Genomic DNA, 18,359 nt, shown 5'->3' on the forward strand with positions numbered 1-18,359 from the left:
CGGATTTTTGCTTAGTAGATTGGAAGCGATAATTTTTCGATCGTTTCTCGGCGTCCGGGGCGGACCTCGCATCGTATCGGGCTTAGAATGCGCGAAAAGCAAACTCGCAGCGTTTCAGCGTTGCCCAGCGTGTCGGAAGCGCGCCTCGAGAGCGTGCTCGGCACTGCGGTCGACGGGATCGTCGTGATGGACGACAAGGCGCGCATCCTGCTTTTCAACAAGGCCTGCGAGACCCTGTTCGGCTACACGACCGAGGAGGTCCGGGGGCGGAACGTCAAGGTGCTGATGCCGGCCGAGTATGCCCACGCGCATGACGGCTATCTGAACAACTATCTGGAAACCGGCGAGAAGCGCATCATCGGCATCGGCCGCGAGGTGCGCGGCATGCATCGCGACGGCACCGAATTCCCGATCGAGCTGTCGGTCGGCGAGGCGGCGACGCCGGAGGGGCGCCAGTTCATCGGCATCATCCGCGACCTGCGCCAGCGCAAAGCGGTCGAGAGGCGTCTGGCGGAGGCGCAGGCGCAGCTCGTCAGCGTCACCCGCATCAGCGCGCTGGACGAAATGGGCGCGGCCATTGCGCACGAGCTGAACCAGCCACTGACGGCCATTATGCTTTATCTGCAGGCGGCCAAGCGCAAGGTCGGTGACGACCATCGCGACGAGAAGCTGGTCGAGATCGTCGACAAGGGCGTGCGCGAGGCCGAGCGTGCCAGCCAGATCATCCAGCGGATGCGGCGTTTCGTGGAAAAGCGCGACCCCGAGCGTCGTTCGGTCAATGTTGCGCGTCTTGTCGGCGAGTGTCTCGACCTCGTGACGATGGGCACGGACTGCCGCGATATCGAAATCGCCAACGACGTCCTCGACGGTTTGCCGGACATTGCCGTCGATCCTGTGCAGATCCAGCAGATCCTGATCAATCTGATCCGCAATGCGCTCGACGCGGTGCGTCAGGCTCCGGTAAAGCGTGTCGGACTGTCGGCTGCGGTGAGCGGCGGCGATATGCTGATCCGTGTCAGCGATTCAGGTGGCGGAGTGCCGCCGGAAGTCGTACCGACGTTGTTCAGAGCATTTTCCGGCGCGAAGAAGGGCGGTCTTGGCCTCGGCCTGACGATCTCCCGTTCTATCGCACAGAATCATGGCGGCGATCTCGCCGTCGAACCCAACGGTGGGGAAGGGGGAGCTGCCTTCGTGCTGCGCCTGCCGGTCGACACGCCCGAGCGTGGCGATCAGGTGGCTGCGCCCCCTGGCAGAAAAGGACCGACGGCATGAGCGCGACTGCGCATATGATCCACATCGTCGATGACGATCCGGCAATTCGTGATGCCCTGACCGTTGTTTTCGAACTGGAAGGCTACGATGTCGCCTCGTTCGAGACCGGAGAAGCGTTTCTGGAGCGGGCCGCGCGCCCGGACAACACGCCGGGTTGCGTCATTCTCGATGTGCACATGCCGGGCCAGTCCGGTATCGAGATTCTGCGCCGTCTGCATGCGGATCGGTTCGCCGCCCCGGTCTTCGTCATTTCGGGTCAGGGCGATATTCCGATGGCCGTGGAGGCGATCAAGCAGGGCGCCCACGACTTCATCGAAAAACCCTTCGATGCCGAGACGGTGGTCACGCGGGTGCGCGAGGCCATCGAGGCGACCGAGCGCAAGCAGGTCGAGAGCACCACGCCTCCGGTCCGCAGTTTTCCGGGCAGCGAGACGCTGACCCCGCGCGAGCGGGAAGTGCTCGAGGAGATCACTGCCGGTGCCTCCAACAAGGAGGCCGGACGAACCCTTGGCATCAGCCCGCGGACCATCGAGGTGCATCGCGCCCGCATCATGGAAAAGCTCGGCGCGCGCAACGCCGCCGACCTGGTGCGCATCGTCCTGTCGCACGAATGACTGCAAGCTCCGGCGGACGGCGCTTCCGTATTCCGCCGGAGTTTCGCCCCCGCCTCGAGGGTCTATAGTCGCCGGTCTGCGACCCGATCAGGGTCGTGTTCAAAGGCTGCCAGGGCGGCGGGAATGAGACGGTGACTATCCATATCGTCGAGGACGATCCGGGAGTGGGCGATTCGTTGGCGTTGCTGCTCGGGGAAATCGGGCATCAGGTCGAGGTGTATCCCGACGCCGAGAGCTTCTTCGAGCATGTGCCTCCGGGCCCTCAGGATACTGTGATTGTTGACCTCGGCCTGCCGGGGGTGAGCGGGGTGCAGCTGATCCGCTGGGTCGCCCGTCTCTCGACGCCGCCGCGTGTCATCGCCATCACGGGCCAATCGCGCCGAGCCATAACAGAGCTTTTCGGTGACGATTTGCCACCTGTACTTTTGCGTAAGCCGCTTACCGAAGAAGCTCTCATCGCGCTTCTGTAAAGTTCACGGGCGGCTTTTTTTGCCCGTTCGGATGCGTTGTTTTGCCACGCTAGGTAATAGGTCGTACGAAGACCACCGAATTTCGCCTCTCCGGCTTCGCTTCTAGACTTTCCCACGTTGACGGAGAGTCGTGTCGGACGGGACGCGGCTCCGGCTCGCCGGGCTTTCGAACCCGCGTGCCGAATTGCATCCGCCAATGCCGAGCTGGCAGGAGGAGGGGGCGATGGCCTACCTGGAACGGACTTCCGAAACGATGGGGCATGGAGTGGTTGCGGCGCGCAGCGTGCGCGAGATTGCCGACACCCCGCAGGCGCGTACCCAGCGCCATGGCCAGCATCACGTGGTTTTCTACGAGGGCGACGCGGCCGAGCGGATCTACGAGCTGCAGGACGGCATCGTCATGCTCTACAAGCTGCTGCCCGACGGGCGCCGCCAGGTGGTGGAGATCCTGACCCGCGGCATGATCTTCGGCACCGCCGGCGGCCCGCGCTACGACGTTTCCGCCGAAACCCTGACCCCGGTGCGCCTCGCGGTCCACGAGCGGCGCGAGGTCGACGCTTCGGCCGTGCTGCAGAGCCACGTGGCCAAGTGCCTGATGGCCCAGATGGAAGGCCTGCACGAGCACGCCATGCTGCTTGGCCGCAAGTCGGCGATGGAGCGTGTCGCCAGCTATTTCATGCGCATGGTGCCCAATCGCGGCGGCGAAGGATGCGCAGGGCCCGTTTCCGAAGCCTGCGACCCGCATGACCTGGTGCTCAACATGACGCGCCAGGAGATCGCGGACTATCTCGGCCTGACCATCGAGACCGTCAGCCGGGTGATTTCCGAACTGAAGCGGCGCGGCGTGATCCGCCTCGAGCGTCAGGACCGTATTCATGTGACGCGTGTGTGCGGCCTGTGCCAGCTGACGGGCATTCATTGAACCGCACGCGAGTGAGAACTGCACACACCTGAGGGTCGGCGGCTCCTGCCGGCTCGCGTCCGCCGGTCCTGCCAATGGGCTTCGGATCTTTCAGCCCCGGGTTTTCGACCCGGGGCTCTTTTTTGCCGGAAAGGGCAGTGGCTCACACCGCCACGGAATGACGGGCGAGGCCGCGCTGCAGGTAGATGTCGAAGGCTGCCGCTGCGATACGCGCATAGGGCGCTCCGCGCGGGGTGACCTCGATCCGGCTGCCCTCAACGATCACGAGCCCGTCGGCGATCATCTCTGCAAGGTCCGCGATGCTGGCGGAAAAATGCGCCAGCGGCAGAGCGTGCGCGGCGGCGATTTCGCCGATATCGGCGGCATGCTCGGTCATCAACTGTTCGATGATTGCCGCTCGCGCCCGGTCGTCCGCATCGAGCGCGATACCGCGGGCGACCGGCAGCGACCCGTCGGCGATGGCGCGGCTCCAGCCGCCCGTGTCGGGCATGTTTTGCACATAGCCCTGCGGCAGCTTGCCGATGGAGGACGCTCCGAACCCGATCAGCGTGTCAGCCGTGTCGGTCGTGTAGCCCTGGAAGTTGCGGCGTAGCCGTCCGGCATCGAGCGCCACCGCCATGTCGTCGTCCGGCATGGCGAAATGGTCGAGGCCGATGGCTCGGTATCCGGCATCCAGCAGCGTCTCCCGGGCATGGTCCGCCATTGCGATGCGCCCCGCCGCATCGGGCAGCCGGCTTTCGTCGATCAGCCGCTGGTGCTTCTTCATCCAGGGCACATGGGCATAGCCGAACAGGGCGATGCGCCCGGGCGTCAGCTCCCGCGTCAGGCGGATCGTCTCGGTGACCGTCTCCAGCGTCTGGAAAGGCAGGCCGTACATCAGATCGAAATTGAGCGCGTCGATGCCTACGGCACGCAGCCGCTCCACCGCCTGCGCCACCTGCTCGAATGGCTGGATCCGGCCGATCGCCTTCTGCACGACAGGGTCGAAGTCCTGCACGCCAAGGCTCACCCGGGTGATCCCGGCTTCGCGCAACGTGTCGGCAAGCTCCGGCGTCACCGTGCGCGGGTCCAGCTCGATGGCGTGTTCATGTGGTTCGGCAAAGGCGAAATGCCGGTGCAGCCGCTCGACCACGGACAGAAACTGCGGCCGCGGCAGAAGGCTCGGCGTGCCGCCGCCCCAGTGCACATGGACAGTCTGCATGCGTCCCGGCAGCCGTGCAGCGACCAGGTCGATCTCCGCAAGCAGCGCGTCCGTGTAGTCGAGCAGCGGCTCGTCGCGGCGCGCTGCCTTGGTGTGGCAGCCGCAATAGTTGCAGATCACCCGGCAATAGGGGACGTGCAGGTAGAGGGAGAGCGGCATGTCGGCAGGCAGTCCCGCCAGCCAACTGCCATAGGTCGCCCCGGTGACGCCGGCATGGAAGTGCGGCGCGGTCGGGTAGCTGGTGTAGCGCGGCACGGAGCGTGTCGCATAGCGTTGGTCGAGATCGGTCATGAGGCGACCATGCCTGCTTCGCGCAGAGCGGACCTTGATCCTGCTCAACCTTCGAGAAATCTCGCGCTGCATGGCAGCTGCGCACAAAATGCATGGCAGGTGCCTGCTTTTCTTGGTCTATTGCCTTGGCGGCCCACCTCTTTCCGGCCCCTTGGGGGCTCCGGCGGATTTTCATGCTCTCACTCAGGCAAGCTCTTTTGACGCTGGCGATCGACGCCCTCGGCGGCGGCGCGTTCCAGTTCGCCGGCTTGCCCGCGGCCTGGCTGGCCGGAGCGATGGTCGCAACCGCCATCGCGGTCCTGTCCGGCGTGCGCTGTGCGATTCCCGACCGTTTGCGCGACATGCTGTTCGTCGTGCTCGGCTTGACCATGGGTGCCGGCGTGACGCCGGAAACGGTCGAGCGGATCGGCGAATGGCCGGTGACGATGCTGCTGGTCCTGGTCTCGGTCGCGGCCGTGCTCGGCGCCACCTTCCTGTTCCAGCGCAAGGTCGCCGGCTGGGACCGCGACACCGCCTATTTCGCGGCGATACCCGGCGCCTTGTCCTACGTGATGATCCTGTCGCTCTCCTATCCGCGCGCCGATACGATGCGGGTCGCGGTGGCGCAGACGCTGCGGGTGTTCATCCTGGTGTCCCTGCTGCCGCCGATCATCGTCGGCAGCGAGCCGGATGTTGCAGCCGGGGTTCCCGCCCTTCCCGTGGAACTCCTGCCGTTGGCCCTTGTCGCCATGGCTGCACTGGTCTCCGGCTACCTGTTCCAGCGCGCCGGTGTTCCCGCCGGCTGGCTCACGGGGCCGTTCTTTGTCAGTGCCGCGCTCAACGCCAGCGGCATCGTCGCGGTGCATCTGCCCGAATGGCTGACGATCCCTGCGCTCGTCGGGCTCGGCTGCATCATCGGCTGCCGGTTCACCAGCATCTCGCTGCGCGACCTGCTGCGGCTGCTTCTGGTCAGTCTCGGGGCCTTTGCCGTTGGCATGAGCATCGCCGTGGCGATTTCGTTGTTCGCCTCCAGCCTTCTGGGCCTCCCCCTGGGACAGCTGCTGCTGGCCTACGCGCCGGGCGGGTTGGAGGCGATGACGCTGCTCGCCTACCTGCTCGATCTCGACCCGGCCTTCGTAGCGGCCCACCAACTGGCCCGCTATTTCGGAATGGTGCTGCTGCTTCCCTTCGCCACCCGCCGCATCCTGGGTCCGCCCCAACGGGTCGTGTGACCCGGCCAGTCGACGCTGACTGACTTGCGGGAAACGGCGAGGCGGCCCCGGGTTTCGGCTCGTTTTTTCTGCTGAGAATCCAAAAACAAATCGTCGCAGCCGTGCTTTTGCGGATGTTCCTGACTGCGCTTTACCGCAAGCTGTCTTGACCTGGATCAAGGCAGCAATCGGCCGATCGGCCATACCTGCGCCTTGACCCTGCGGGGTTTGGATCACCAAGAGACTCGGGGCGCCCACCAATGGCTCAAGCTCAAGCCAAGTACATTACGATGGAGGAAGGCTTCTTCGCCGCGTTCCTCGTCGTGATCGCCTTTGCCTGCCTGATCATCGCCGGAAAGACGTATGATCAGGTCATGGCCTTCCACACCGCTATCGGCTCGCTCGCCGCGGCTGCCGGCGCCTTCATCATCTTCCGGAACTATTTCGAGGACCGTGTCCCGGCGCCGCAGGAAATCGGCGGCAAGCCGAACTACAACCTCGGTCCGATCAAGTTCGGCGCCTGGGCGGCCGTGTTCTGGGGTGTCGCCGGCTTCACCGTCGGCCTGATCATCGCCCTCCAGCTTGCCTATCCGGTGCTGAACTTCGACCTGCCCTGGACGAGTTTCGGCCGGCTGCGCCCGCTGCACACCTCGGCCGTGATCTTCGCCTTCGGCGGCAACGTGCTGATCGCCACGTCCTTCTACGTGGTCCAGCGCACCAGCCGCGCGCGCATGCCGGGCTCGATCGCTCCCTGGTTCGTGATCCTGGGCTACAACCTCTTCATCGTCATCGCCGGCACGGGCTACCTGCTGGGCGCGACGCAGTCGAAGGAATATGCCGAGCCGGAGTGGTATGCCGACCTGTGGCTGACCATCGTCTGGGTGGCTTACCTGCTCGTCTTCCTCGGCACGCTGTGGAAGCGCAAGGAGCCGCACATCTATGTGGCGAACTGGTTCTACCTCGCCTTCATCATCACCATCGCGATGCTGCACATCATCAACAACCTGACGGTGCCGGTGTCGGTGTTCGGAACGAAGTCCTACATCCTGTGGGCGGGCGTCCAGGACGCGATGGTGCAGTGGTGGTACGGCCATAACGCGGTCGGCTTCTTCCTGACCGCCGGCTTCCTGGCCATCATGTACTATTTCGTGCCCAAGCGCGCCGAGCGGCCGGTCTACTCCTACCGCCTGTCGATCGTGCACTTCTGGGCGCTGATCTTCCTGTACATCTGGGCCGGCCCCCACCACCTCCACTATACGGCTCTGCCGCAGTGGGCCTCGACGCTGGGCGCCACCTTCTCGATCATCCTGTGGATGCCCTCCTGGGGCGGCATGATCAACGGCCTGATGACCCTGTCGGGTGCCTGGGACAAGCTGCGGACCGACCCGGTGCTGCGCATGATGGTCGTCTCCATCGCCTTCTACGGCATGTCGACCTTCGAAGGCCCGTTGATGAGCCTGCGCTCCGTCAACTCGCTGTCGCACTACACGGACTGGACCATCGGTCACGTCCACTCGGGTGCGCTCGGCTGGGTCGGCTACATCTCCTTCGGCGCCCTCTATTGCCTGATCCCCTGGCTGTGGAACAAGAAGGAGGTCTATTCGCTGAAGCTGGTGAACTGGCACTTCTGGATCTCGACCATCGGCATCGTGCTCTACATCTGCGCGATGTGGGTCTCGGGCATCATGCAGGGCCTGATGTGGCGCGCCTACGATGCCATGGGCTTCCTCGAGTACTCGTTCATCGAGACCGTCGAAGCGATGCATCCCTTCTACGTCATCCGCGCCCTTGGCGGTGCCCTGTTCGTCGCAGGCTCGCTGATCATGGCCTACAACCTCTGGATGACCGTGCGGCACGGCGAGGCTGAAGAAGCCGAAGCCCTTCCCGCCGGCGCCATGGCTCCGGCCGAGTAAGGGGAGAGCAAGATGTCCATTTGGAAAAAACACGAAATCTTCGAGAAGCACTCCCTGGTTCTCGTCATCGGCATCCTGATCGTGGTCTCCATCGGCGGGCTCGTCGAGATCGCCCCTCTGTTCTACCTGAAGAGCACCATCGAGAAGGTGGAGGGCATGCGTCCCTACACCCCGCTCGAGCTGGCGGGCCGCAACATCTACATCCGCGAGGGATGCTATCTCTGCCATTCGCAGATGGTTCGCCCGATGCGCGACGAACTGGAGCGGTACGGCCACTTCAGCCTTGCGGCCGAGAGCATGTACGACCACCCCTTCCAGTGGGGGTCCAAGCGCACGGGTCCGGACCTTGCCCGCGTCGGCGGCAAGTATTCCGACGAGTGGCACCGCGATCACCTTGCCGATCCGCGTTCGGTGGTGCCGGAATCGATCATGCCCGGCTACCCGTTCCTGCTCGAGGCGAAGGTCGAGACCCGCGGCATCGCGGACCACCTGAAGGCCAACGTGGCCGTCGGTGTTCCCTATGACGAGGCTCAGGTCTCGGAGGCCGCCAGCGACATGCTCGCGCAGGCCTCGCCCGACAGCGCCGCCGTGGATGGGTTCCTGGAGCGCTATCCGAACGCGATCGTCCGCGATTTCGACGGCAATCCGAGCAAGGTGACGGAGATGGACGCGCTGGTCGCCTATCTCCAGATGCTCGGCACGCTGGTCGACTTCTCGATCTACGACAACAAGGCCAACCTGCGCTGAGGAGGCGGTGATGAACGAGAGTTACGAGACCGTCGCCAGCTTCGCCCAGACATGGGGACTGGTCTACTTCGTGGTGCTTTTCGCAGGCGTGGTCGCCTATGCGCTGTGGCCGAGAAACGCCAAGCGCTTCGACGACGCGGCACAGATCCCCTTGCGGGAGGATTGAGACATGGCTGACGGGTACAAGAAAGAGGTCGACCACATCTCCGGCGTCGAGACGACCGGACACGAGTGGGACGGCCTGAAGGAACTGAACAATCCGCTGCCGAAGTGGTGGCTCTACATCTTCTACGCCACAATCGTGTGGGCGATCGGCTACTGGGTGGTCTATCCGTCCTGGCCGCTGGTCTCCAGCTACACGGCCGGCGTTCTCGGCGACAGCCAGCGCGCCAATGCTCTGGCCGCGTTCGAGGCCGGCATGGCGGAGCGGGCGCAGATCGGCGAGACCTTGGTCAATGCCTCGCTGGAGGAGATCGAGTCCACCCAGTCGCTGCTGGAGTTCGCCATGGCCAACGGCCGGGCGGCCTTCGGCGACAACTGCGCTGCCTGCCACGGCACCGGCGCGCTGGGCGCGACCGGTTATCCGAACCTGCAGGACGACAACTGGATCTGGGGCGGCTCTCTCGAGGAGATCCACCAGACGCTGCAATACGGCATCCGCTCCGGCCACGACGAGGCGCGCTTCGGCGAAATGCCGTCCTTCGGCGCCGACGGCATGCTCGACAAGGAGCAGATCATCCAGGTGGCGAACTTCGTCGGCAGCCGTGCGGGCATCGAGCCGGAAGCGGGCATCGACCTTGCCGCCGGCGAGCAGGTCTATGCCGAGAACTGCGCTGCCTGCCACGGCGACGACCTGAAGGGGATGAAGGAGGTCGGTGCGCCTGACCTGACCGCCAACAGCTACCTCTATGGCAAGTCGATCGATGCGATCCGGGCGCAGGTCACCAATGCCCGCAACGGCGTCATGCCGGCCTGGGCCCCGCGCCTCGATCCGGCGACGGTGAAGTCGCTTGCGGTCTATGTCCATGCGCTTGGCGGCGGCGAATGATCCGCTGACGACAGCAAACCTTTCGAAGGCGCCCCTCTGGGGCGCCTTTTTGTTTCAGGCGACACGAAACGTTAGGCCTGTTGCCGGCGCAACTGCGACGGAGAGCGGCCCGCCAGCCGCCGGAAAGCGCGGGAAAATGCCCCCTGATCATCGTAGCCGAGCCGCCAGGCGATTTCCCCGATCGGCAGCCGCGTGCGCAGCAAGGCCCACATCGCGTAGTCGAGCCGCGCATCGTCGGTCATCGCCCGAAAGCTCGGCCCGTCTGTATCCAGCAGACGGCGCAGGCTGCGCCCCGACATGCCGAGATCTGCTGCAATGTCGGTTTGCGAGAACGGGCCCTGTCCGACGCGCCGGCGGATCGCCTCGCCGATGCGCTGCCGGGGATCTCCGCCCCGGTGTACCTGCTGCAGGTGATCGGGCGTTGGCCTGACGGAGGGAGCGGCATCGGTCTTGATGGCAAGGTCGAGCAGGCGGGCCGGGAAGGCCAGCATGTTGAGCCTCTGGCCGTAGAGCGGCACGCAGCCGGCCTGCCGGGCCAGCGCCGCGCGGCAGCCGTCCTGCTCGTGTTCCAGAGCCAGTTCCACCATCGGCACGGTGCCGGCGAACCTTTCGATCACCGCATGCAGGAAGCCGAGCGTGAATTCGGCATCGCGCGAGCGCGGCCAGATGCGCGGATCGTGGATGCGATAGGCAAGGGTGCAGGTGTCGCCCTCGACCTGCCGCTCGAAGGTCGTGCCCTCCTGCAGGGCCTGCAGGTCGGCGAGCAGCCGGGCAAGGAGACCGCCGAGCCGCGTCTCCCCGAGACCTGAGGGAAACAGCGTCGCCAGTGCGGGCGCCACGATCTGCCGGCCGCAGGTCCACAGGCAGGCCTGGGTGCCGGCCTGGCGTCCAGCGTTTTCCAGCAGGGTCGTGAAACGGTCGAGCGGGATCGTGTGCGAAGGGGCGAGCGTGACGCTGAGTCCGGTCTCGGCAAAGGCGCGGGGCGCGTCGAGCCCGGCGCCGGCGAGCACGTCGCTGATCAGCGGCAGCGCTGCAGCGGAGATGGTCACCCGGCAAGCAGGCGAGGCGGGGCTCAAGGGACGTTGCGAGGCATGCATGGCCGGCTCCGGATCCGTCGCCCGATGGTGGGCGGCGGATCCGGGACTGTCAATCGCGGCGCGCGGCCGTTTGCATCACTCCGGCAAGCGGATGGTGAGCGCCGGATTGTAGGGGAAGAAATTGAAGGGTCGCAGCGTGAAGCCCTTCCACATGGTCGACATCACCGGCCAGTCTTCCGTGTGCGGCACGTGGTGGAAGCCCATCGTGTACCAGGTGACGATGTCGGTGTTGCCGATGGGCCGGTCCTGCTGCGTCCAGGCCGCCAGCGTGTCCGAGCCGTCGCTCTGGAAGGCGAAGCGCCCGCCCGCATAGCGCTCGTTTGCGCTGTAAGGCGTGTTCCACAGCGTGTATTCCACATAGGCGTTGCGCTTCATCGGCATGTCGCCGGAATAGTCGAACGGCGAATAGGCGACGCTGTTGCCCGGCACGATCATGTAGCCCGGATGATGGCCGAGCGGTCCTTCCGCGCCCATGTTCATCACATGATACATGGCCGGCGTGTCCGGGTTGATCTTGTAGCGCCCGCCGAGTTCGCTCATCGCCATCTTCGTCTCGGTCACCCAGAACGAGCGGCGCGGCGCCCCGTCCTCCACCTTGCCCGGCACCAGCCCCGTGCGCATGAAGCTGTTGGCCTGGCCGTCGATGTCGAAGTCGAGGCGGAAGTTGAAGTAGTGGTCGTGGTTGGGCGCGATCAGGTTCGGTGCGATCAAGGTGCCGTGGCGGGTTTCCTCCGCCGCTCCTTCGTCGCGCATCGACTTGATGACCGCTCCCTTGACCGCGTCGAGGCCGGTGGAGCCGACCATCACGTCGAGCCGGCCGTCCTGATGGAAGACGTAGTCGACGAGGTAGTCGTAGTTGCCGACCTCGGAGGCCGAGCGCACCACCAACTGGGTCGCGGGGCGTCCTTCCGCCGGCACCTGCTCTGTTTCGCTCTGCGCGAAAATCTCGAAGTGCCGCCAGGCCGGGTCGCCGATATTGCGCTCGAAGATGCAGATCGCATCGGGAATGGAGAGCGGCGCGCCCTCGTCGGTATGCACCACCGCCGGCAGGAAGGTGGCGTGGGCCGGGCAGTCGACACCGGCCCTGAGCGGGGAGAGGAATATGCCGAAGCCGTACTCGCCGCTGTCCATATAGGTGCGCCAGTACCAGCCCTCGTCCGGATCCATGTACGGCACGAAGACCTCGGACAGATGCGCCTGGTAGAGCACGGAGCGCCAGCGCTCGCCGTCGCGTGCCTCGATGTTGGACAGAACGACGCCGGGACGTTTGTCGACCCGCGCGCGGAACCGCCAGATGTCCCAGGAGATCAGGCCGTTCTCGATGGTGACGTTGGTGCCGCCCGGCTGCGACAGGGTGACCGGATTGCCGCGCGGGCGCAGCGTGCCGGTGCGCGCCTCCACTTCGGCTTCCGTGTAGCCCCAGCCGTCCTCCGGCACGGGCCGCACGCCGGTGTCGAACACCTCGACCACCGACCCGGCATTGAGGTCGACCACCGCATAGAGCCCTTCCACGGGCTTGGCGTAGAAGTTGGAGCCCTCCGGCAGCACGTAGCACGGCACCTTCATCAGCCGCCGCCCGTCTTCTTCCGGCAGGCCGAAGCGACCGGCGGTCAGCGGCAGGCAGAACACCTGCTCGGACGTGAGCCCGCGCTTGGCCAGACCCTCGATGAACTGTGGACTGGAGGTCGCAAGCTCCATGGCGGTCATGAACTCGGCGACGAGGAGCATGGTCTCGGCTGGCGCGGGTTCGACCGAGACCACACGGTCGCCCGCAAGGTCCACCTCTGCGACATAGGTGCCCTCGGTCGTCTTGAAATGCACCTCGACGGCGCGCGGCTCCGGGTTGCCCTCACGCCAGCCGAGAACCACGGATTTTTCCGGTTCTTTCAGCGAGATATAAGGATAGAGCGTGCCGTCTCCGGCATGGCCGGCCTGGGTCAGCAGCGCCACTGCCTCGGTGATTTCCGCCTCGGTCAAGGCGTCGAGCGGATGGCCCGCGGCCGGCAGGGCTGTGGACGCGAGCAGTCCCGCAGCCATGCAGGCGGCTGCGAAGCGATGAATATGCGGCATGGAATATGCCCCTCCTGAAAGACTTCCCGTCTGGACAGGCGGCGCCGGATCTGGCGTCCGGTCGTGACCGCCCTCGCGCCACGATAGGCCGCGGGAGAAGGAGCAGTTGTGCAATTGTGGCCAGAGGAGCAGGATTGTCGCGGATCTCCGATGCCGCCGGCCCCTGTCCGCCTTGATGCCGATCAAGGCGGACAGGGGCCGGCAACGCTAATCATATGCAAAGGACCGGAAAGGGCGGACGGCGGGGCCGGAAATCGGCGGCGGATTGTCGCGGAGTTGACGTGTCGCAATCCTGCCGCGTGCGACCGGCGCTAGTGTCGCCCTGATCGGGCGAACCGCCGCTCCCCAGGGCATCCCGGCACGGGACAGCGGAGCCCAGCGATATGGACGGAACAATGCGCGCAGAATCGGACCCCTCCGGCGCCGGTGGCCAGCCGGACGAATGGTTTGCCTCGGCCAAGAAGATCTACCCCATGGCGGTGCACGGCACCTTCCGGAAGATCAAGTGGGCCGTGCTCTTCGCCACGCTCGGCATATACTATTTCCTGCCCTTCGTGCGCTGGGATCGCGGTCCCGACGCGCCGGACCAGGCCGTTCTCATCGACCTTGCCGGCCGGCGCGCCTATTTCTTCTTCATCGAGATCTGGCCGCAGGAGGTCTACTACCTCACCGGCCTGCTGATCCTTGCCGCGATGGCTCTGTTCCTGATGAACGCCGTCGCCGGCCGCATCTGGTGCGGCTATCTGTGCCCGCAGACCGTGTGGACCGACCTGTTCCTGTGGGTCGAGCGCCAGATCGAGGGCGACCGGCGCGAGCGCATGCTGCTCGACGCCGAGCCCTGGAGCGTCGCCAAGGTTCTGCAGAAGCTCTCCAAGCATACTCTGTGGCTGATGATCGCCTGGTGGACGGGCGGCGCCTGGGTGCTCTATTTCGCCGATGCGCCGACCCTGGTGAAGTCGCTGGCTACCGGCGAGGCGCCGTTCTCCGCCTATCTGTGGATCGGCATTCTCACCTTCACCACCTACGCGCTTGCCGGCCACATGCGCGAGCAGGTCTGCATCTTTCTTTGCCCCTGGCCGCGTATCCAGGCCGCGCTCACCGACGAGGACGCGCTCAACGTCACCTATCGCTACGACCGCGGCGAGCCGCGCGGCTCGCTCAAGCAAAACCGCAAGCGCGTGGACGAGGGGCTGCCCGCCGGCGACTGCATCGACTGTTATCAGTGCGTCCACGCCTGCCCGACCGGCGTCGACATCCGCAACGGGACGCAACTCGGCTGTATCCAGTGCGGGCTGTGCATCGACGCCTGCGACACGGTTATGGACAAGGTCGGCAAGCCGCACGGACTGATCGCCTACGACACCGACGAGAACATCAAGCGCCGGATGGAAGGGCGCGAGACCGTCGTGCGGATGGTCCGTCCGCGGACCATCATCTATGCCGGGATCATCGTGCTGGTCGGGGCGATCATGGCCTATGCGCTGGTCACGCGTCAGCACGAGGGTATGAGCGTCCTGCACGACCGCAACCCGATCTATGTCGAGTTGTCCGACGGCGGCGTGCGCAACGGCTACACCATCCGGATGCTCAACAAACGGCTGACGGCACGCGAGTTCGCCCTGACGGTGGAAGGCATGCCCGAAGGCACCCGCATCGAGGCGGTCGGCATCAGCGAACATGTGGACGGCGCTCCGCTCGTCACCGTCGGGGTCGACACCACGCGCGAACTCCGCGTGCTGGTCTTCTCGCCGGCGGCTGCGCAACTCGACAAGTCGACGCCGATCACCTTCCGCCTGCGCGATACGGCAAGCGGCGACACGGCGACGGCGAGCGACTTCTTCAAGGCGCCCTAAGCCGCGGACGGCACGTACTAATCCCGACCGGAGGTCTGCGGCTGTCGCAGGCCTCCTCGTTCCGGTAGGATCGCCCGCATGGAAACTGCATTGGATCAGAGGCACGACATGACCGCTTCCCACGCCGCAACGACCCGCCCCACCGAGCGCAAGGTGACCGGGTGGACAGTGCTGATCTGGCTCGGCAGCTTCTTCTTGGTGATGCTCGTCGCCAACATCTTCTTCGTCTATTTCGCCCTGTCCTCCTTCCCCGGCGTTGTGACCGACCGCGCCTACGAGGCAGGACAGGCCTATAATGGCGAGATCGCGGCTTCCCGCGCGCAAGGCGAGCTGAACTGGAACGTCAGCGGTAATGTCACGCGCGACGATGACGGCATCGCCCGGATCGAGGTTTCCGCGCTCGATGCTGCCGGCAACCCGCTGACCGGCCTGTCGGTCGAGGCGACGCTGCAGCGCCCGGCAAGCCCGGAGCCGGCCCGCAAGCTGGTGCTGCACGAAGGCGAGCTCGGCCGCTATGCGGCGCAGGCCGAGGACGTCGCGCCTGGCCGGTGGATCCTGCAGCTCGACGCCAGTTCGGGCACTAAGGGCGAGACCTTCCGGTCGCAGAACCGGGTCTTCTTTTCCGAATAGGCGGCGGGTAGGCCGGCAAGGGCAGGCGAGATGACCGTGCATGAGCGCGACTGGGACGCATTCGTCACGCTGAAGGACGACGGCAAGGCCCATATGGACCTCGCCGTCGAAGGGGTGACCTGTGCCGCCTGCATGGCCGAGATCGAGCATGGCCTCGCGCTCGTGCCCGGCGTCGAGAAGGCCCGCCTCAACCTGACCAGCCACCGGCTTGCCGTCGACTGGCGGCAGGAGGAGACGGACGCCGAGCGGATCATCGACGTCCTGTCGCGGCTCGGCTACCGGGCCCATCCCTTCGACCCGGCGGATGTGCGCGAGCGCTCGGATGCGGCTGGGCGCGAGTTGCTGCGCGCGCTGGCCGTCTCCGGCTTTGCCATGATGAACATCATGTTGCTGTCGGTCTCGGTCTGGTCGGGCAATGCCAGCGGCATCGAACCGGAAACGCGCGACTTCTTTCATTGGGTCTCGGCGCTGATCGCGCTGCCCGCGGCCGTCTATGCCGGCCGGCCGTTCCTGCGCTCGGCCTTTGCAGCGCTTGCCGCGCGCCGGCTCAACATGGACGTGCCGATCGTCATCGGCGTCAGTCTGGCGCTGTTCCTGTCGGTCATGCAGACCGTCCAGTCCGCCCATCACGCCTACTTCGAATCCGCCGTGATGCTCCTGTTCTTCCTGCTGATCGGCCGCTATCTCGATCATACGATGCGCCGTCGCACCCGCGCCTTCGCCGAGAACATCGCCGCGCTCAAGGCCGAAACGGCGGTTCTGCAACGGCCCGACGGCTCGTTGCGCGAGGTGCCTCTGTCGCGGGTCGAGCCGGGCGCGCTGATCCATGTGCGTGCCGGCGAACGGGTACCGCTGGATGGGCGCATCATTAGCGGCCAGTCCGAGATCGACCAGAGCCTGGTGACCGGCGAGACGGCGCTGGCCTCCGTCGGGCCGGGCGATGCGGTCTATGCCGGCACCACCAACGCCTCCGCCAGCCTTTCCGTGAAGGTGACGGTCGCCTCCGGCGCGACCCTGCTCGATGAGGTGACGCGCCTGCTGGAAACCGCCGCGCAGGCTCGCTCGCGCTATGTGCAGCTCGCCGACCGGGTGGCGCGCCTCTATTCGCCGGTCGTGCATCTGGCCGCGCTCCTCACCTTCGTCGGCTGGTATCTGGTCGGCGGCGATTGGCAGCATGCCCTGGTCATCGCGATTTCCGTGCTGATCATCACCTGTCCCTGCGCGCTCGGCCTTGCGGTTCCCGCGGTACAGGTGGTCACGTCCGGGCTCCTGTTCCGCGCCGGCGTGCTGCTGCATGCGGGCGATGCCATCGAGCGCCTGGCCGAGGCCGACACCATCGTCTTCGACAAGACCGGCACGCTGACGTTGCCGCTGCCGGCCGTCTCGGGTGCGGGCGACATCGACCCGAAGGTGTTGCAACTGGCCGGCCGCCTGGCCCTGGCGAGCCGCCATCCGCTTGCCGGCGCGCTGGCGCGGGCTTCAGGTACCGCGATCCCGCTGGAGAACGTCCGCGAAACGCCGGGCGAGGGGATTGGGGCCACGTTCGAGGGGCGGGAGCTCCGGCTCGGCAGCGCCCGGTTCTGCGGCATGGACGAGGCCACGGTGGCAGAGTTCGTCCGCCGACATCCGGGCAGCTCGCTGATCGCCTTCCGTGACGGGGATGCCCCAGCGGTGCCCTTCGCCGTCGGTCAGCGGCTCCGCCCGGACGCGGAGGAGACCGTGGCGCGCCTGCGCCGCGAGGGTTACCGGATGGCGATCCTGTCCGGCGACCGCTCGGCCCCGGTGGAAGAAGTGGCGCGTGAACTCGGCATCGACGACTGGGCCGGCGAACTCACCCCCACCGCCAAGATCGCCCGTCTGGAACAGCTTGCCGGCGAAGGGCGCAAGGTGCTGATGGCCGGCGACGGGCTCAACGATGCTCCGGCGCTTGCCGCCGCCCATGTCTCGATCTCGCCGGTGACGGCGGTGCATGTGGCACAGGCCGCGGCCGATGCCGTGTTCCTCGGAGACAAGCTGGCGCCGGTTGCCGATGCGCTCACGCATGCCCGGCGGGCACACCGGGCGATGGTGCAGAACCTGCGGTTCTCCGTGCTCTACAATTTCGTCGCCGTGCCCTTCGCGGTGGCCGGCTTCGTCACGCCGCTCTGGGCCGCGCTCGCCATGTCCTCCTCCTCGCTGGTGGTGACGCTGAACGCCCTGCGGCTGCGCCTGTCGCGCCAGCCGGACGCCTCTGCGGTTCCAGCGGTGACACCGGCTGCCGAGGCGTCTTCCGCGGGTCTTGAAGGGAAGGCCGCCTGATGGACGTGCTGATCTATCTCATTCCCGCCGCCCTGGTGCTCGGCCTTCTCGGCCTTGCTGGCTTCCTGTGGTCGCTCAAGTCCGGCCAGTACGAGGATCTGGAGGGGGCCAAGTACCGGATCCTGCAAGACGACGACCTGCCGGAGGGAGACGGTAAAAACGACGAGCGGGGCTAACCGTTATTTCAGATTTCCCGTGCCATATGGTCTGGCATCGGAGGTTGAACGTGTCGCTTGATCTGGCATCCCTGACCTTTCTTCTCGTCGAAGACAGCGCTTACATGCGCACGATCCTGCGCACCATGCTGCAGGGATTCGGCGCGCGGCGGATCGTCGAGGCGGAAGATGGCGCGTCCGGCCTGGAGGCCATGGAGCGCGCCAATCCGGACATCCTGATTCTCGATTGGGTGATGCCGATCCTCGACGGCGCCGACATGGTGCGCATGATCCGCAACCCGCACAATCCCTTTGCCTATATCCCGATCATCATGGTCACGGGCCATACCGAGCGCAGCCGCATCATCGAGGCGCGGCGGCTCGGCGTGCACGAGTTGCTGTCCAAGCCGATCTCGGCCAAGGCGCTCTACCAGCGCGTCAACAGCGTCATCATGCAGCCGCGGGATTTCGTGAAGACGCCGAGCTATTTCGGTCCCGCTCCCCGGGAGATCCGCAACCGGCAGAAGATCTGGCAGGGTATGGAAAACGGCGAGGACGGGCAGGCGGCCTAAACGTCTTTGCCTGCAG

Annotated in this window: 17 protein-coding genes; 14 read left to right on the top strand and 3 right to left on the bottom strand. The window is 65.9% G+C overall.

The features are described 5' to 3' along the window. The first annotated feature begins 129 nt into the window (after positions 1-129). From MNI96_RS12560 to MNI96_RS12575, 4 genes are all read left to right on the top strand, one after another. Positions 130-1,272 (top strand): PAS domain-containing sensor histidine kinase, encoded by a 1,143-nt coding sequence (locus MNI96_RS12560; RefSeq protein WP_349629164.1) that lies wholly within the window; start codon positions 130-132, stop codon positions 1,270-1,272. Continuing rightward, complete coding sequence (locus tag MNI96_RS12565) at positions 1,269-1,886, top strand: response regulator transcription factor (RefSeq protein ID WP_249693610.1); 618 nt, start codon at positions 1,269-1,271, stop codon at positions 1,884-1,886. The genes MNI96_RS12560 and MNI96_RS12565 overlap by 4 nt, the downstream gene beginning before the upstream one ends. 131 nt (positions 1,887-2,017) lie before the next feature. Then, the gene (locus MNI96_RS12570) at positions 2,018-2,356 is read left to right on the top strand and encodes a response regulator (RefSeq protein WP_249693612.1); all 339 of its coding nucleotides are present in this window, start codon (positions 2,018-2,020) and stop codon (positions 2,354-2,356) included. A 223-nt stretch (positions 2,357-2,579) separates the two neighbouring features. After that, on the top strand, positions 2,580-3,278 hold the full coding sequence (locus MNI96_RS12575) for a Crp/Fnr family transcriptional regulator (protein ID WP_249693614.1): 699 nt from the start codon (positions 2,580-2,582) through the stop codon (positions 3,276-3,278). Positions 3,279-3,420: 142 nt separating this feature from the next. On the opposite strand, the gene hemN is transcribed toward MNI96_RS12575, so the two are convergent. Continuing rightward, positions 3,421-4,770, bottom strand: a complete 1,350-nt coding sequence (gene hemN, locus MNI96_RS12580; protein ID WP_249693616.1) for an oxygen-independent coproporphyrinogen III oxidase — start codon at positions 4,768-4,770, stop codon at positions 3,421-3,423. Between the two features lie 173 nt (positions 4,771-4,943). Between hemN and MNI96_RS12585 the strand changes: the two genes are divergently transcribed. The 5 genes from MNI96_RS12585 to ccoP all read left to right on the top strand — a co-directional run bounded on the left by MNI96_RS12585 (position 4,944) and on the right by ccoP (position 9,668). Next, positions 4,944-5,981, top strand: a complete 1,038-nt coding sequence (locus MNI96_RS12585) for an AbrB family transcriptional regulator (protein ID WP_249693618.1) — start codon at positions 4,944-4,946, stop codon at positions 5,979-5,981. 239 nt (positions 5,982-6,220) lie between these two features. Beyond that, entirely contained in the window at positions 6,221-7,873 is a 1,653-nt protein-coding gene (gene ccoN / locus MNI96_RS12590) for a cytochrome-c oxidase, cbb3-type subunit I (protein ID WP_249693620.1), read from the top strand. 12 nt (positions 7,874-7,885) lie between these two features. Further along, entirely contained in the window at positions 7,886-8,620 is a 735-nt protein-coding gene (gene ccoO, locus MNI96_RS12595) for a cytochrome-c oxidase, cbb3-type subunit II (protein WP_249693621.1), read from the top strand. Between the two features lie 10 nt (positions 8,621-8,630). Beyond that, on the top strand, positions 8,631-8,786 hold the full coding sequence (locus MNI96_RS12600) for a cbb3-type cytochrome c oxidase subunit 3 (RefSeq protein WP_249693623.1): 156 nt from the start codon (positions 8,631-8,633) through the stop codon (positions 8,784-8,786). Positions 8,787-8,789: 3 nt separating this feature from the next. Continuing rightward, the gene (gene ccoP, locus MNI96_RS12605; RefSeq protein ID WP_249693625.1) at positions 8,790-9,668 is read left to right on the top strand and encodes a cytochrome-c oxidase, cbb3-type subunit III; all 879 of its coding nucleotides are present in this window, start codon (positions 8,790-8,792) and stop codon (positions 9,666-9,668) included. 71 nt (positions 9,669-9,739) lie between these two features. Here the strand turns inward: ccoP and qhpR are convergent, their stop codons facing one another. Together qhpR and MNI96_RS12615 are read right to left on the bottom strand one after the other, a co-directional pair. Then, positions 9,740-10,765 carry an AraC-like transcriptional regulator QhpR gene (gene qhpR, locus MNI96_RS12610; RefSeq protein ID WP_249693626.1) on the bottom strand — a complete coding sequence of 342 codons (1,026 nt, stop codon included), beginning with the start codon at positions 10,763-10,765 and terminating at the stop codon, positions 9,740-9,742. 75 nt (positions 10,766-10,840) lie between these two features. Beyond that, the gene (locus MNI96_RS12615) at positions 10,841-12,835 is read right to left on the bottom strand and encodes a copper amine oxidase (protein ID WP_249693627.1); all 1,995 of its coding nucleotides are present in this window, start codon (positions 12,833-12,835) and stop codon (positions 10,841-10,843) included. A 395-nt stretch (positions 12,836-13,230) separates the two neighbouring features. On the opposite strand from MNI96_RS12615, the gene ccoG reads away from it, so the two are divergent. From ccoG to MNI96_RS12640, 5 genes are all read left to right on the top strand, one after another. After that, entirely contained in the window at positions 13,231-14,688 is a 1,458-nt protein-coding gene (gene ccoG, locus MNI96_RS12620; protein WP_249693628.1) for a cytochrome c oxidase accessory protein CcoG, read from the top strand. A 108-nt stretch (positions 14,689-14,796) separates the two neighbouring features. After that, complete coding sequence (locus tag MNI96_RS12625) at positions 14,797-15,318, top strand: FixH family protein (protein WP_249693629.1); 522 nt, start codon at positions 14,797-14,799, stop codon at positions 15,316-15,318. A 30-nt stretch (positions 15,319-15,348) separates the two neighbouring features. Then, a complete protein-coding gene (locus MNI96_RS12630) occupies positions 15,349-17,616 on the top strand; it encodes a heavy metal translocating P-type ATPase (RefSeq protein ID WP_249693630.1) in 2,268 nt (755 codons plus the stop codon). Continuing rightward, positions 17,616-17,792 (top strand): cbb3-type cytochrome oxidase assembly protein CcoS, encoded by a 177-nt coding sequence (gene ccoS / locus MNI96_RS12635; RefSeq protein ID WP_249693631.1) that lies wholly within the window; start codon positions 17,616-17,618, stop codon positions 17,790-17,792. Before MNI96_RS12630 ends, ccoS begins: the two co-directional genes overlap by 1 nt. 26 nt (positions 17,793-17,818) lie before the next feature. After that, positions 17,819-18,343 (top strand): response regulator, encoded by a 525-nt coding sequence (locus tag MNI96_RS12640; protein WP_067221173.1) that lies wholly within the window; start codon positions 17,819-17,821, stop codon positions 18,341-18,343. The last annotated feature ends 16 nt before the right edge of the window (positions 18,344-18,359 follow it).

The sequence above is a fragment of the Stappia sp. WLB 29 genome, assembly GCF_023507705.1.
Classification (GTDB): Bacteria; Pseudomonadota; Alphaproteobacteria; order Rhizobiales; family Stappiaceae; genus Stappia.